At 61.2% G+C, this 14,860-nt stretch carries 15 protein-coding genes; 12 read left to right on the top strand and 3 right to left on the bottom strand.

Annotation, left to right across the window (positions count from 1 at the left end):
* Positions 1-84: 84 nt before the first annotated feature.
* From AC4IHP_RS03495 to AC4IHP_RS03515, 5 genes are all read left to right on the top strand, one after another.
* Positions 85-963 carry an acyl-CoA dehydrogenase middle domain-containing protein gene (locus AC4IHP_RS03495; protein ID WP_490830878.1) on the top strand — a complete coding sequence of 293 codons (879 nt, stop codon included), beginning with the start codon at positions 85-87 and terminating at the stop codon, positions 961-963.
* A gap of 165 nt (positions 964-1,128) precedes the next feature.
* Complete coding sequence (locus AC4IHP_RS03500; RefSeq protein WP_490830879.1) at positions 1,129-2,208, top strand: serine hydrolase domain-containing protein; 1,080 nt, start codon at positions 1,129-1,131, stop codon at positions 2,206-2,208.
* A complete protein-coding gene (locus tag AC4IHP_RS03505; RefSeq protein WP_490830880.1) occupies positions 2,205-2,501 on the top strand; it encodes an amidase in 297 nt (98 codons plus the stop codon). The genes AC4IHP_RS03500 and AC4IHP_RS03505 overlap by 4 nt, the downstream gene beginning before the upstream one ends.
* A gap of 144 nt (positions 2,502-2,645) precedes the next feature.
* Positions 2,646-3,236: a YceI family protein gene (locus tag AC4IHP_RS03510; protein WP_490830881.1), complete on the top strand. Its 591-nt coding sequence runs from the start codon at positions 2,646-2,648 to the stop codon at positions 3,234-3,236.
* A 1-nt stretch (position 3,237) separates the two neighbouring features.
* Positions 3,238-4,395: a phospholipase D-like domain-containing protein gene (locus tag AC4IHP_RS03515; protein WP_490830882.1), complete on the top strand. Its 1,158-nt coding sequence runs from the start codon at positions 3,238-3,240 to the stop codon at positions 4,393-4,395.
* 140 nt (positions 4,396-4,535) lie between these two features.
* Here the strand turns inward: AC4IHP_RS03515 and bglX are convergent, their stop codons facing one another.
* Complete coding sequence (gene bglX / locus AC4IHP_RS03520) at positions 4,536-6,827, bottom strand: beta-glucosidase BglX (RefSeq protein ID WP_490830883.1); 2,292 nt, start codon at positions 6,825-6,827, stop codon at positions 4,536-4,538.
* Positions 6,828-7,084: 257 nt separating this feature from the next.
* Here bglX and AC4IHP_RS03525 point away from each other — a divergent pair, with 257 nt between their 5' ends.
* The 6 genes from AC4IHP_RS03525 (at position 7,085) to AC4IHP_RS03550 (ending at position 11,721) form a co-directional block, all read left to right on the top strand.
* Complete coding sequence (locus AC4IHP_RS03525; protein WP_024011957.1) at positions 7,085-7,693, top strand: LemA family protein; 609 nt, start codon at positions 7,085-7,087, stop codon at positions 7,691-7,693.
* 13 nt (positions 7,694-7,706) lie between these two features.
* Positions 7,707-8,459, top strand: coding sequence for a TPM domain-containing protein (locus AC4IHP_RS03530; RefSeq protein WP_400500187.1), 753 nt, complete (start codon positions 7,707-7,709; stop codon positions 8,457-8,459).
* 33 nt (positions 8,460-8,492) lie between these two features.
* Positions 8,493-9,110, top strand: a complete 618-nt coding sequence (locus AC4IHP_RS03535; RefSeq protein ID WP_056783438.1) for a TPM domain-containing protein — start codon at positions 8,493-8,495, stop codon at positions 9,108-9,110.
* 177 nt (positions 9,111-9,287) lie between these two features.
* Positions 9,288-10,514, top strand: a complete 1,227-nt coding sequence (locus AC4IHP_RS03540; RefSeq protein ID WP_460124786.1) for a class I SAM-dependent methyltransferase — start codon at positions 9,288-9,290, stop codon at positions 10,512-10,514.
* A gap of 200 nt (positions 10,515-10,714) precedes the next feature.
* Positions 10,715-11,296 carry a DJ-1/PfpI family protein gene (locus AC4IHP_RS03545; protein WP_490830884.1) on the top strand — a complete coding sequence of 194 codons (582 nt, stop codon included), beginning with the start codon at positions 10,715-10,717 and terminating at the stop codon, positions 11,294-11,296.
* 80 nt (positions 11,297-11,376) lie between these two features.
* Complete coding sequence (locus tag AC4IHP_RS03550; RefSeq protein ID WP_071174640.1) at positions 11,377-11,721, top strand: YegP family protein; 345 nt, start codon at positions 11,377-11,379, stop codon at positions 11,719-11,721.
* Positions 11,722-11,832: 111 nt separating this feature from the next.
* Here the strand turns inward: AC4IHP_RS03550 and AC4IHP_RS03555 are convergent, their stop codons facing one another.
* A complete protein-coding gene (locus AC4IHP_RS03555; RefSeq protein ID WP_490830885.1) occupies positions 11,833-12,852 on the bottom strand; it encodes a DUF4917 family protein in 1,020 nt (339 codons plus the stop codon).
* Positions 12,853-13,005: 153 nt separating this feature from the next.
* On the opposite strand from AC4IHP_RS03555, the gene yiaY reads away from it, so the two are divergent.
* Positions 13,006-14,154: an L-threonine dehydrogenase gene (gene yiaY / locus AC4IHP_RS03560; RefSeq protein WP_460124796.1), complete on the top strand. Its 1,149-nt coding sequence runs from the start codon at positions 13,006-13,008 to the stop codon at positions 14,152-14,154.
* Here yiaY and AC4IHP_RS03565 read toward each other — a convergent pair.
* Positions 14,115-14,786 carry a hypothetical protein gene (locus AC4IHP_RS03565; RefSeq protein ID WP_490830886.1) on the bottom strand — a complete coding sequence of 224 codons (672 nt, stop codon included), beginning with the start codon at positions 14,784-14,786 and terminating at the stop codon, positions 14,115-14,117. The genes yiaY and AC4IHP_RS03565 overlap by 40 nt on opposite strands.
* Between the last annotated feature and the right edge of the window lie 74 nt (positions 14,787-14,860).

Consider the following 14,860-nt stretch of genomic DNA (forward strand, 5'->3'; position numbering starts at 1 on the left):
TGTGCAAAGTCAGGCTATGTAGCCCCGGTGTCATCGCCATGAACGTTCGGTGATGCTTATATGACAGCCCACAAGGAGGCGCCCATGCCCTGGCCAGATCTGCTGCACCACCGTGAACGCCTGCCCGCCGTTGCCGATTTGGCCGAGGGCTTTGCGACGCTGTTGCAGACGCTGGGCAACGTCACGCCGTTCGAATTGGCGGTGGCCGGCGGGCGGCGGATGGCGACGCCGGGGCTGGCGTTTCTGGTCGGTTATCAGGCGGCGCTGCGCATGTTGTGGCCGAGCGCGCCGCTGAGCCTCGGCGCCTTATGCGCGACGGAACAGCGCAGCCTGCGCCCGGCCGACATGCAAACGCGGCTGAAAGATTTGCGCCTGAGCGGACGCAAGGATTTCGTCACCGCAGGCGACGCGGCGGATTGGCTGCTGGTGGCTGCGCGCAGTGAAGAGCCCGGCGCAACACCGCGCCTGAGTCTGGCGGTGGTTTATCCCGGCGAGCCCGGGGTGAAGGTGGAAAAGCTGCCGGCGTTGCCGCTGATGCCGGACATTAGCCACGGCCGCCTGCACCTTGACGGCGCCCTGTGCGAACTGCTCGCCGGCGACGGCTGGGACGCCTATGTCAAACCGTTTCGCAGTCTTGAGGATGTCTACGTGCTCAGCGCCATGACCGCGTGGTTGTACGGCGTCGGCCAGGAAAGCGACTGGCCGCAGACCTTGCAATTGCGTTTGCTGGCGCTGTTGGCCGGGTGTGCCGAGGCCAGCCGGCAAGCGCCGAACAATCCGGCGGGGCATGTAGTGCTGGGCGGGTTGTTTGCGCAATTTGAAGCGCTGGCGCGGGAGGTTGATGAGGCGCTGGGCAATGGCCCGGCGGAGTGGGCGCAGATGTGGCAGCGGGACAAGGGCGTGATGCAGTTGGCTGCGGGGGCGAGGGCCAAGCGGTTGGCCAAGGCTTTGGCGACGACCTGAGCGGCCCCTTCGCGAGCAGGCTCGCTCCCACAGGGACGGTATTCTTCAATTGAAATGCGATCAAACTGTGGGAGCGAGCCTGCTCGCGAAGGCGGCCTCAAAATCACCATACATCTGTCATAAACCCCGACTAGTCTCGACAGGTTCATTCCCAGAGCGCCCACCATGTTCAAAGGCCTGTCCCTGTTCCTGCTGCTGATCAGCCTCACCGTCCGCGCCGAACAATGGCCCGGCGAGCAATGGCCCATCGCCCCGCAGATCACCGGCCCGGCTGTCGAAGCACTGGAAAACTACGCCTTCGCGCCCCGCAACGACACGAACCGCGAAGGCATCCGCACCGACGCGTTGCTGATCATCCGCGACGGCCAGATTGTCTACGAACGCTACGCCGCTCCGACCACTGCACAGACTCCGCACCTGACCTGGTCGATCAGCAAAAGTCTGCTGGCCACGCTCCTCGGCGTGGCCTACGGCGAAGGCCGGTTCAAACTCGACGATCCGGCGCTGAAGTTCTACCCGGCGCTGGACAAACACCCGGCGATCACCCTCGGCCATCTGCTCAACTGGGCCTCCGGTCTCGATTGGCAGGAGGACTACGAATACGCGCCGCTGAAATCTTCGGTGGTGGCGATGCTCTACACGCGGGGCCATCGCGACATGGCCGCGTTCACTGCAGACCACGACGCCTACGCCGCAGCGGGTCAGGCATTCCGCTATTCCAGCGGTGACAGCAATCTGCTCGCCGCCGCCCTGAAAACCATGGTCGGTGCAGAGCGTTATGCCGATTATCCGTGGACAGCATTGTTCGAGCCGTTGGGCATTCGCCACGCCGTGTGGGAAAGCGATGCCAGCGGCACTTTCGTCGCCTCGTCCTATGCCTATCTCTCTGCGCGAGATCTGGCGCGGGTCGGTCTGCTGATGGCGCGCGGCGGGCGCTGGAACGATCGACAGTTGCTGCCCGAGGACTGGCTCGCGTTCAACCTCACACCGTTTGCCGGCTACAAGGCGCAGCAGGACGAAGCTGTACCCGGCGGCCATTGGTGGCTCAATCGCCCTGTCGATGGCGCACCATCACCTTGGCCCGACGCCCCACCCGACACCTTTGCCGCCCTCGGCCACTGGGGCCAGGCGCTGTATGTGATGCCCAGCGAGAAACTGGTGATCGTGCGTTACGCCGATGATCGCGATGGCAGCTATAAGCACAACGAATTGCTCAAGCGCGTGTTGCAGGCGGTGCGGCCATGAGGCGGTTTGTATTGTTGCTGTTGGCCGTGCTGCTCGGTTGGGGTTGGTATGAACGGGAAAACCTCTGGGCTTTCCCGGACATCATCAGCGCCTACACCGCCAAGGAATATTGCTCGTGTAGTTATGTGATGAACAACGACGCCGGGTATTGCCGTGGCTATGTGAAACAATGGCTGCCAACCAGCGGTTTTACCGATGATCCATCGAGCAAAACCATCACCGTCAGCGGCATGGGCCGCAGAAACAGCGCGCAGTGGCTGAGCGAACGCCAGGGCTGTCGCTTACAGCCTTGAAAGATCGCAGCCTTCGGCAGCTCCTACTTTGGAATGCGTTCCCCTGTAGGAGCTGCCGAAGGCTGCGATCTTTTGATCTTGATGTTGCAATAAACCCAAGGGCGGTTAAGGTTCGTGCAGGTTTATCGCCCCCACGAGTGTTCAATGTTCAACCGCTCCCTCTATACAACCTTCGCCAGTCTGCTGTTGACCGCCGCTGCACTGCCGGCCCAGGCCAATTGGTATCTGGACGGCGAGTCGTCGCGGCTATCGTTTGTCAGCACCAAAAATGCCAGCGTTTCGGAAGTGCAGCGCTTTCTGGTACTGCACGGCAAAGTCGATCCCAACGGTCGCGCCGAAGTTGAAGTCGAGCTCGAATCGATCAGCAGCGGCATTCCGCTGCGTGATGAGCGCATGCGCAAGGAGCTGTTCCAGATCGAGCAATTCCCTGCAGCGACCATCACCACCCAGATCGACTTGCGCCCGATCAACGATCTGGCGCCCGGCGCGCAGTTGGAATTGCGCCTGCCGCTGACCGTCAGCCTGCACGGCAAGCAGCACGAATACCCGGCCGAGTTGCTCGCCACGCGTCTGGATGATCGGCGCTTTCAAGTCGTCACGCTGGAACCGCTGGTGATCAATGCCGAGGATTTCGATCTGGCGCCGGGTCTGGAAAGCCTGCGCAAACTCGCCGATCTGTCGGCGATCAGTCTGTCGGTGCCGGTGGGTGCGGTGCTGATTTTCACGGCGCGCTGACATGCGCGGTGCGGTGTTCCCCTGGCGTGACGGCAACCGTTTCGAACTGTTGATCGACGGCCCGCAGTTCTTTCCGCGCATGCTCGAGCACATTGCCGGGGCAAAAGAGCAAATCGAACTGGAGCTGTATCTGGTCGAGGCCGGCGCCTGCGCCGAAGCCATCGTCCAGGCGCTGGTCGCGGCAGCCGAGCGCGGCGTGCGCGTGCGTTGCCTGTTCGATGATTACGGCAGCCTCGCGTTCACGCTGCATCTGCGCCAGCGCCTGACGCAGGCCGGGGTCGAGCTGCGTTTCTACAATCGCCTGAGCTGGCGGCGCTGGGTCGGCAACTTCTATCGCGACCACCGTAAATTGCTGCTGGTCGACCAATGCCTGGCAGTGGTCGGCGGCACCGGCGTGACCGATGAATTCTGGACGCCGGGCCATGATGTCAGCGAGTGGCACGAGGTGATGGTCGAGATCAGCGGCCCATTGGTGATCGATTGGCAATTGCTGTTTGATCGCCAGTGGATCGCCAACCGTTACCGCCGCGCCTGGCGCCCGGCCGCGCATTTCGGTTTGCCGCGTCTGCCCCGCGTACCAGACAAGGGCGAGGGCATGGGCCGCGTGGCTTACGCCGACGCCCGCCAGCACCGTGACATTCTGCAGTCACTGTTCCGCGCCTTGAGCAGCGGCCAGCAACGCATCTGGATGGCCACGCCGTACTTTCTGCCCACCTGGCAAATCCGCCGCTCGCTGCGCAAAGCCGCCGCACGCGGGGTCGATGTGCGGCTGCTGCTGACCGGGCCGCGCACCGATCACCCGTCAGTGCGCTACGCCGGGCATCGCTACTACCCGCGCCTGCTCAAGGCCGGCGTGCAGATCTTCGAATACCAGCCGTGCTTCCTGCACCTGAAAATGGTTCTGGTCGACGAATGGGTAAGCATCGGTTCGTGCAACTTCGATCACTGGAATCTGCGTTTCAATCTGGAGGCGAATCTGGAAGCGCTGGACCCGACGTTGACGGCAGCGGTGGAGGCGAGTTTTGTGAAGGATTTCGGCTTGAGTCAACTGGTGAGTCTGGAGGAATGGCAGCGCCGGCCTTTGTGGCGGCGGGTCAAGCAGCGGGTGTGGGGCTGGGTGGACCGGTTGGTGGTGAATATTCTCGATCGACGCGGATAACCACGATTTTGAATACACCCTGAATCCAATGTGGGAGCGAGCCTGCTCGCGAAAGCGGTGTGTCATTCAGCAATTTTTTGTCTGAATGATCGCTTTCGCGAGCAGGCTCGCTCCCACAGTGTTTTGCAGTGTTGCTGCTGTTACAGCAGTTCAAAGCTCTGCTGCGTCACCGCCTGCGAATCCAGGCCGATCTGCACGTTGAATTTGCCGGGCTCGGCTGCGTATTTGAGCTGGGCGTTGTAGAACTTCAGGTCTTCCTCGGTGATGGTGAAGTGCACGACTTTCTGTTCGCCGGCCTTGAGCATGATCTTCTGGAAGTTCTTCAGCTCTTTCACCGGGCGGATCATCGAACCGGTGACGTCCTGGATGTACAACTGCACCACGGTTTCGCCGTCACGCTTGCCGGTGTTCTTGACCATGACACTGGCGTCGAGCTTGCCGCTGGCGTTCAGGGTGGTCGATGACAGCGCCATATCGCTCAGGGCGAAGGTGGTGTAGCTCAGGCCATAACCGAACGGAAACAGCGGGCCGGTGGTGTCATCGAAATACTGCGAGGTGTAGTTGCCCGGTTTGCCCGGCGTGAACGGCCGGCCAATGCTCAGGTGGTTGTAGTACGTCGGGATCTGGCCCACGGAACGCGGGAAGGTCACCGGCAGTTTGCCCGACGGGTTGTAGTCGCCGAACAGCACGTCGGCAATGGCGTTGCCGCCCTCGGTGCCGCTGAACCAGGTTTCCAGAATCGCGTCAGCCGACTGGTTCTCTTCAAGGATGGTCAGCGGACGGCCGTTCATCAACACCAGTACCAGCGGTTTGCCGGTGGCTTTCAACGCGCGGATCAGCTCGCGCTGGGTTTCCGGGATGTTCAGGTCAGTGCGGCTAGAGGATTCGTGGGACATGCCACGGGACTCGCCGACAGCCGCGACGATCACATCTGCATCCTTCGCCGCTTTCACCGCTTCGTCGATCAGCACGCTGGCCGGGCGCGGGTCATCGACCACTTCCGGGGCATCGAAGTTGAGGAAGTTCAGGTAGTCGAGGACCTTCTTGTCGCCCGTAATGTTGGCGCCACGGGCGTAGATCAGGTTGGCCTTGTCGCCGATTACCGAACTCATGCCGTCGAACAGGGTGACCGATTGTGCCGGGCGCCCGGCGGCGGCCCAACTGCCCATCATGTCGATCGGCGCCTTGGCCAGCGGGCCGACCAGCGCAATTTTCGCGTCTTTGTTCAGCGGCAGGGTTTCGTCGTGGTTCTTCAGCAGCACCAGACTGCGCCGCGCCACTTCGCGGGCCTCGGCACGGTGCAGGCGGCTCTCGGCGTAGGTGTCGGCCGGGTCATCCTCGGCCTTGCCGATGCGCAGGTACGGGTCCTTGAACAGGCCCATGTCGTACTTGGCTGCGAGCACTTCGCGCACGGCGTTATCGATGTCTTTCTGCTCGATCTCGCCGGACTTGAGCAGCCCCGGCAGCTCTTTGCCGTAGAGGGTGTCGTTCATGCTCATGTCGATGCCGGCCTTGATCGCCAGCTTCGCCGCTTCGCGACCGTCGCGGGCGACGCCGTGCTTGATCAGTTCGAAAATCGCGCCGTGATCGCTGACTGCCAGGCCTTTGAAGCCCCAGTCCTTGCGCAGCAGATCATTCATCAACCAGGTGTTGGCCGTGGCCGGAATGCCGTTGATCGAGTTCAACGCCACCATCACACCGCCAGCGCCGGCATCGATCGCGGCGCGGTAGGGCGGCAGGTAATCCTGGTACATCTTCACCGGGCTCATGTCGACGGTGTTGTAGTCGCGACCGCCCTCGACCGCACCGTACAGGGCGAAGTGCTTGACGCTGGCCATGATGCTGTCGGCGGCGCTCGGAGTCTCGCCCTGATAGGCCTTGACCATGACTTTGGCGATGCGCGAGGTCAGGTAGGTATCTTCACCGAAGCCTTCGGAGCTACGGCCCCAGCGTGGATCGCGGGAGATATCCACCATTGGCGCGAAGGTGATGTCGAGGCTGTCGGCAGCGGCTTCTTTAGCCGCAACGCGCCCGGACTGGCCGATGGCGTCCATGTCCCAGCTCGACGCGAGGGCCAGCGGAATCGGGAAAATCGTACGGTGACCGTGGATCACGTCGTACGCGAAAAACATCGGAATCTTCAGGCGACTGCGCATGGCCGCGTCCTGCATCGGACGGTTTTCCGCGCGGGTGATCGAGTTGAACGTGCCGCCGATGTTGCCGCCGGCGATTTCCTTGCGGATCAGCTCGCGGGGCATTTCCGGGCCGATGCTGATCAGGCGCAACTGGCCGATCTTCTCGTCGAGGGTCATTTGTTTCATCAGGTTGCTGATGAAAGCGTCCTTGTTCTCCAGAGGTACTGGGGTCGTGGCGGCCAGTACCTGATGACTGGCCAGGCTGACGAACAGACCCAGCAAACACAGCTTCTTCATGAATTTTTTCTCAAGGGCCCAAACGGTGATGCAACACCGGCCAGCCAAAATGTAGGGAGCGACTATTGTTGTTCGGGTGCCGGCGCAAAACCTGAGCCGGAAAACCGCAGCCGACATCGGCAACGTGAACGCGAAGGGCACTTTTTAGCCGATTAACCCGTCGCATGCCAGTGGCGGCGCCGATTATGCCCCAACCGCTGGCCGGGAATGCCCAGCGCTCGGTTTTTAAATCAAATGTGTCATGGAGCATCACTGTAATGAATATCAGCTCAACCTCCCGTTCACGGCTACAGATCGCCACGTTGCTGGTGTTCGCCACGCTGTTGACCGCGTGCGGCATCAACAATATCCCGACCCTCGACGAACAGGCCAAAGCCGCCTGGGGCCAGGTGCAGAACCAGTACCAGCGCCGTGCTGACCTGATCCCCAATCTGGTGGAAACAGTGAAGGGCTACGCGGCCCACGAACAGGAAACCCTGACCGCAGTGATTGAGGCGCGAGCCAAGGCGACCTCGATTCAGGTCGATGCCAGCACCCTCGACAATCCCGAGAAGCTCAAGCAGTTCCAGCAGGCGCAGGATCAACTGACCGGCGCGTTGAGCCGTTTGATGGTGGTCTCCGAGCGCTACCCGGATCTGAAGGCCAACCAGAACTTCCTCGCTCTGCAATCGCAACTCGAAGGCACGGAAAACCGCATTGCCGTGGCCCGTCGCGATTTCATTCTGGCGGTGCAAAAGTACAACACCGAGATCCGTACCTTCCCCGGTCGCCTGTGGCACAGCGTGATGTACAGCGATCTGCCGATGCGCGAGACCTTCGAAGCCACCACGCCCGGCGCGGAAAAAGCCCCGGAAGTGAAATTCTGACTCGAGGTCGTCCATGCGTGTGTTGAAACTGGGCCTGGTGCTGATGCTGTGGCTGTTCGCCGTCAGCGCCCGGGCCGAACTGTCGTTTCCGCCGCTGAGCGGGCGCGTGGTCGATCAGGCGCAGATGCTCGAGCCATCGATTCGCGCGCAACTGAGCCAGCAATTGCAGGCCCACGAACAGGCCACCGGCGAGCAGTTGGTGGTGGTCACGCTGCCGGATCTGCAGGGCACCACCATCGAGGATTTCGGCGTTCAGCTCGGTCGGCACTGGGGCATCGGTCAGAAGGACAAGAACAACGGCGCCTTGCTGATCGTCGCCCGTGACGAGCGCAAACTGCGCATTGAGGTCGGCTATGGCCTGGAAGATCGCCTGACCGATGCGCAGTCGTCGGTGATCATTCATCAGGTCATTACGCCGGCGTTCAAGGCCGGCAACTTCAGCAAAGGCATCAGCGACGGCGTCGCGGCGATGCTGGTAGTGCTCGGTGGCAATCCGCTGGACGAACCGTCCACCGTGTACGAATCCAGCGGCGACCCGGCGGATGATTTCATCTCGCGGCACCCGGCGCTGTTCATGTTTCTGGTGATGTTGTTCATCCTGACGGTGTTTGTCTGCCAGATGCTCGGTATCCTGCCTGCCGGCCGGGGCGGCTCCGGAGGAGGGGGCGGCTTTGGCGGTGGCGGCGGATTCGGCGGCGGTGGCGGTGGCGGCTTCAGCGGTGGCGGGGGCAGTTTCGGCGGCGGCGGTTCGTCCGGCGGCTGGTGAGATCAAAAGAATAATGAGCAGGCACTTTTCGACATGGCATTACTGACTGAACACGAACAACGCAAAGTCGCCGAGGCCATCGCCCGGGTCGAACGCGACACCGACGCCGAACTGGTCACGGTGCTCGCTGCCCGCGCCGACGATTACGCGTACATCCCGCTGCTCTGGGCCAGCCTGCTGGCGCTGGTGTTACCGGGCATCGTCCACTACCTCACCGGCTGGCTGACGCTGCGCAGCCTGCTGCTGGTGCAATGGGGCATGTTCATCGTCCTGTGTCTGCTGTTTCGTCTGCCGAAAATCACCACGCATCTGGTCCCGCGCCGCGTGCGCCACTGGCGCGCCTCCAACCTGGCGCGGCGGCAGTTTCTCGAACAGAACCTGCACCACACCGTGGGCAGCACCGGCATGCTGATTTTTGTCTGCGAGGCTGAGCGCTATGTGGAGATTCTTGTGGACGAGGGGATTTCCAAACGGCTGGACAACAGCAACTGGGACGCGATTGTCGCGGCGTTTACCGAACAGGTCCGCGAAGGCCGCACGCTTGAAGGGTTTGTCACGTGCGTGGAGGCGTGTGGTGAGTTGTTGAAGGTGCATGTGCCGGTGACGCAGGTGAGGAACGAGTTGCCGAATCGGTTGGTGGTGTTGGGGTAGATCTAAAGCTCGCAGCCTTCGGCAGCTCCTACAGGAGAATGCATTCCAATTGTAGGAGCTGCCGAAGGCTGCGATCTTTTGATTTTCGCCGTTCGGTAAATAAGCACGTGTCCCCAAACCCCATCCCCCCTAAAATACCCGCCATTCCCGATTCCGCCCGTCCGAGGCCGCTTGTCCATGTCCGTTTCCGCTTCTTCCGCGCCGTCCGCCAAACCGGCCGCCGATCACCACGCCCAGTTCATCGAGCTGCTGCAAACCAGCCTCGACGACAGCGGTTTCATCAAACTGGTGCTGGCCAAGTACGTCGGTGAAGAGGCGGATCTGCAAAGGGTCATCATCAAACCGGTGACGGTCAAGGCGCAGCCGTGCCTGTCCTTCGTTTATCGCTACAAGACCCGCGACATCACCAAGAACCTGCCGCTTGACGAGGGCGTGGCGCTGATCGGCGGTCTGCTGCCGACCTCGTTCAAAAATGCACATTTACTGGCGCTGACTGACGAAGCTCAGCTGGAATACAGCAAAAAGGGCAAGAGTTCGCTGTTCAAGAGCAAGCCTCAGCAATTGCGCGAAGCGCCGTCTGCCGAGCATAACCGCGAGAAAAACCGTTTCCTGGAGTTGAGCCGCCCGTTCCTCAAAGACCTCGGCGTGACCAATGCGCAACACGAGCTGATCCCGGCGATGTCGCGCAAGTGGAAGCAGATCAACAAGTTCATCGAAGTGTTCAGCCATGCCCTGACGTCGTCGCCGCTGGCGCTGGACAAACCGGTGCGGGTCGCCGATTTCGGTTCGGGCAAGGGCTACCTGACGTTCGCCATTCACGACTACCTGCGCAACACGCTGAAGGCCGAGGGCGAAGTCACCGGCGTCGAGCTGCGCGAAGAAATGGTCAGCCTGTGCAACGCCGCTGCGACGAAGCTCGAGCATCCGGGGCTGGTGTTCAAGTGCGGTGACGTGCGCACAGTGGCGCCGAGCGAACTGGACGTGATGATCGCCCTGCATGCCTGTGACATCGCCACCGATTACGCGATCCACACCGGCATCCGCTCGGGTGCGTCGATCATCATGTGCTCGCCGTGCTGCCACAAACAGATCCGCCTGCAGATCCAGAGCCCGGCGCTGCTCAAGCCGATGCTGCAATATGGCTTGCACCTTGGCCAGCAGGCGGAAATGGTCACCGACAGCTTGCGTGCACTGTTCCTCGAAGCCTGTGGTTACGAGACCAAGGTCTTCGAGTTCATCTCGCTGGAACACACCAACAAGAACAAGATGATTCTCGCGGTGAAACGCGCCGAGCCGGTTAACCCAGCGCAATTGTTGACGAAGATCGCAGAGCTCAAGGCCTTCTACCACATCAGCGAACATTGCCTGGAAACCCTGCTGCGCGCCGACGGTTTCCTCGCCTGATAGCCAGAAATACACCCCTGTAGGAGCTGCCGAAGGCTGCGATCTTTTGATCCTGGTTATTTAAATGCAAGATCAAAAGATCGCAGCCTTCGGCGGCTCCTACATTTATCGCGATCGAGCGTAGTAAGCCTGGAATTACCGCAACCCTTGGATACGGTCTACCTTGAATACTCCCAGACCTTTCCCCGAGGAGTTTTCCCATGGCCGCGAAAAAAATCCTGATGCTGGTCGGCGATTACGTCGAAGACTACGAAGTGATGGTGCCGTTCCAGGCCCTGCAGATGGTCGGCCACACGGTTCACGCCGTGTGCCCGGACAAGTCCGCCGGCAGCACCGTGCGCACGGCGATTCATGATTTCGAAGGCGATCAGACCTACAGCGAAAAACCCGGTCATTTGTTCGCGCTCAATTTCGACTTCGCCAAGGCCAGTGAAGCCGATTACGACGCGCTGCTGATCCCCGGCGGTCGTGCTCCGGAATACCTGCGGCTGAACGAAAAAGTCCTCGAACTGGTGCGCGCGTTCGACAACGCCGGCAAGCCCATCGCAGCGGTCTGCCATGGCGCGCAACTGCTCGCGGCGGCGGGTGTGCTCGAGGGGCGCGAGTGCAGCGCGTATCCGGCCTGCGCTCCGGAAGTTCGTTTGGCGGGCGGCACCTACATCGACATTCCGGTGACCGACGGCCATGTTCAGGGCAATCTGGCCAGCGCTCCGGCCTGGCCGGCGCATCCGAAATGGCTGGCCGGGTTCCTCGGTCTGCTCGGTACGAAAATCACTTTGTAGTCGGGGCAGGCGACAGACCGGGGGTGCTGGTCTTTACTCTGAAGCGCGAAATCTCTCAATCGCCCCCAGGAGAAACAGACATGTCCGGATGGTACGAAGTGAGCAAAAGCAGCAACGGCCAATTCAGGTTCGTGCTGAAAGCGGCTAACGCCGAAACGATTCTGACCAGCGAGCTCTACAGCACCCGCGCCGGCGCCGACGGCGGCATCGCTTCGGTGCAGGCCAACAGCCCGCTGGACGAGCGCTACGAGAAAAAATCGACCAAGGATGGCCATCCCTACTTCAATCTCAAGGCGGCCAATCACCAGGTCATCGGCAGCAGCGAGTCGTACTCATCGGATGGCGCGTGTGACAAGGGCATCGCCAGCGTCAAGGCCAACGGCCCAACGAAAACCATCAAGGACAAGACCCTGCCTGTCCTCTGAGCTCAGGGCATGAGCCTTTGAAATCAAAAGATCGCAGCCTTCGGCAGCTCCTACACCTGGAATGCATCTCCATGTAGGAGCTGCCGAAGGCTGCGATCTTTTGATCTTGCTTCAAACCTCAACCGGTACCGACAATTTCGGATCACCCAGCGCATGGCTCTTGGCATCAAAGAACCGCAACTCAACCCCGGTGCCTTCAAACACCTTGGCGTAGTGACGTTTCTGATGCTGGATGAACGCGGCGCTGCGTGGGTAGATCGAGATCGCCACGCATTTCGGTCGGGCCAGGCGCAACGCGCGCACCAGGTGCGCATCCTGCTCGCCCAGCGCGTGGCCGAAGATGCACAGGCTGCCGCCATGAGCCAGTAACTGCTCGTAGCAGAACGACAGATAATCCGAGCTGCGAATGGTCTTGAGCTTGTCGGCGCTAGGCCCTTCGGTGACGAACAGCGGCACGTCGTCCAGGGTCTTGATCGTGTTGTTGATGGCGAAGCTGCCGAGCAGGGTGCCCTCGGTCGAGGTCAGTTTGCGTGCGGTGCCGTCCTGATTGCGCACCAGATGCAGACCACCGTGCAGATACAGCAGGCGCGGTTTGTCGGTGGTGCTCTGGCTCAGATCGAAACTCGCGTCCGCACCGTTGAACAGGTCGTCGATGGCCTCGCCCGGGTGTTGCAGCGCCCAGTAATTGAGCAGGTCGTAGTTGGTGGTGAACACCGTGTGATAGCGCGCCAGTTCTGCATTGAGCACCGTCAGTGTCGAAGGCTGCACCAGCCGCCACGGAATGTGCACCGCGTGCACGGTGTTGATCAGCGCTTCCTTGACCGCGTAATAGCGATTGCGCGGCGCGGCCGAACTGACCGCCAAAGCCTTGTTGACCCGGCTGGTGGTTTTCAGGGCGCCCAGCACTTGCTCGAAGCTGCGGGTTTGCAGCGCGTCGAATACCGCCAGTTCCGATGGGCTCAACGGTTTCTCTTCGACCGTACGAGCGTTTTCGAACAGCGAGTCGTAGCCGAAGTCATCCCATACCGCGCGGCTGGCGCCATTGCCCACCAGCAAACCCTGGAAATCGTTCGCGGCGCGCAAGGCGTTCCAGTCTTCGAGGGTGGCGTCGACATTGAGAAAATCGGTCATTGCGTGGGCGGTCTCAAAACAAAGGGCAGATGGACGGCGACTTTATCACGAGCGGACATTGAGCCAGATCAACATTACTCGTGACCGATCGGTCGATCCTGTGTGCACCGCCGAATCGAGGCAGTCGATCCGGCTCCAGTCAGGAGACACACGATGAGCAGCACCTTCTTTATTCCGGCGGTCAATATCATGGGCAGCGGCTGCCTCGACGAAGCCATGCTCGCCATTCGCAATTACGGTTTTCACAAGGCATTGATTGTCACCGACAGCGGGCTGGCCAAGGCTGGCGTGGCGGCGATGATCGCCGAGAAACTGGCGATGCAGGACATCGATTCGGTGATCTTCGATGGCGCCAAACCCAACCCCAGCACAGCCAATGTCGAATCAGGTCTGGGGTTGTTGAAGGAGAGCCGTTGCGATTTCATCGTGTCGCTGGGCGGCGGCTCGCCGCACGATTGCGCCAAAGGCATCGCCCTGTGCGCGACCAATGGCGGGCGGATCGGCGACTACGAGGGCGTCGACCGCTCGAGCAAGCCGCAATTGCCTCTGGTCGCGATCAATACCACCGCCGGTACTGCCAGCGAGATGACTCGCTTCTGCATCATCACCGACGAATCGCGCCATGTGAAAATGGCCATCGTCGACCGCAACGTCACGCCGCTGCTGTCGGTCAACGATCCGGAACTGATGGTCGCGATGCCCAAAGGCCTGACCGCCGCCACCGGCATGGACGCGCTGACCCACGCCATCGAAGCCTACGTCTCGACCGCCGCGAACCCGATCACCGATGCCTGCGCGTTGAAGGCGATGAGCCTGATCAGCAGCAACCTGCGTCTGGCGGTGCGCGACGGCAGCGACCTGGTGGCGCGGGAGAACATGGCTTACGCGCAGTTTCTCGCCGGCATGGCGTTCAACAACGCCTCGCTCGGATTTGTCCACGCCATGGCGCATCAACTCGGCGGCTACTACGACTTGCCTCACGGCGTCTGCAATGCCGTGCTGTTGCCGCATGTGCAGAGTTTCAATGCGCAGGTCTGTGCTGATCGACTCAGGGACGTCGCCCACGCCATGGGCGCGGATATTCGCGGCTTCAGCGCGGAAGAAGGCGCGCAAGCGGCGATCAATGCCATTCGCAGTCTGGCTAAAGATGTCGAGATTCCCGGCGGACTGCGCGAGCTGGGCGCCAGGCTCAGCGACATCCCGGTACTCGCCGCCAACGCCTTGAAGGACGCCTGCGGACTGACCAATCCACGGGCGGCGGATCAGCGCCAGATCGAGGAAATTTTCCGCAACGCGTTTTGAATGAAGGTGCGCAGGCGAGCGAAGTCGAACAAGCCTTCGCTTGCTACTGCGAGCACGGTAAAGGTGCGCACACGGCCCCAATCTGAAATCTGGCCGGCGATGTTGTGGACGGCGGATATACGGTACTGCCCGACCGCCAAGGAGTGTGCTGCCGGGGTTTGCCATTGCCGGTCACTTTCGACCGCTGCTCTGGCAATCTCCAGGCCAGTGTCCAGATCGAAAATACTGACGAAACCCTCGGCTCGTGTGACATCTCCTGAAAACATCAGAGGCGTATCGACCTGCGCGTCCTCAATCGGTTCGACAACGACCGGGACGTCGATCTCGGGCCGCAGTCGCACCTCATATCCGCGCACGTCGCTCCATTCGGACGTGATGCCTGCATACGTCTGGTGGGCGTGAATCCTGTGTTGGCCTGGGGCCTGGACGCCGTTGATGCTGAACGCCCATCGTCCGTTTGTGCTGACCTGTCCTGCACCGAGCAAATGGGTGTTTTCCGTATTCCACACTTGCACCTGAGCATTGGGTATGCCGCTGCCGAGCAACAGAGTCGCAGGTCCTGTCGCACTGGCTTCCTCGGGATAAGTGATGGTCGGGCCCGGTTGTGAAATTTGCTCGTCGCGAGTGCTCATCATGCTTCTCGTCCATGGCTGATTTGAACGCTGAGGTTGGCATGACGGGCCTGAATTCGAACCTGTAAGAACTA

It is taken from the genome of Pseudomonas sp. UF-293, assembly GCF_058245595.1.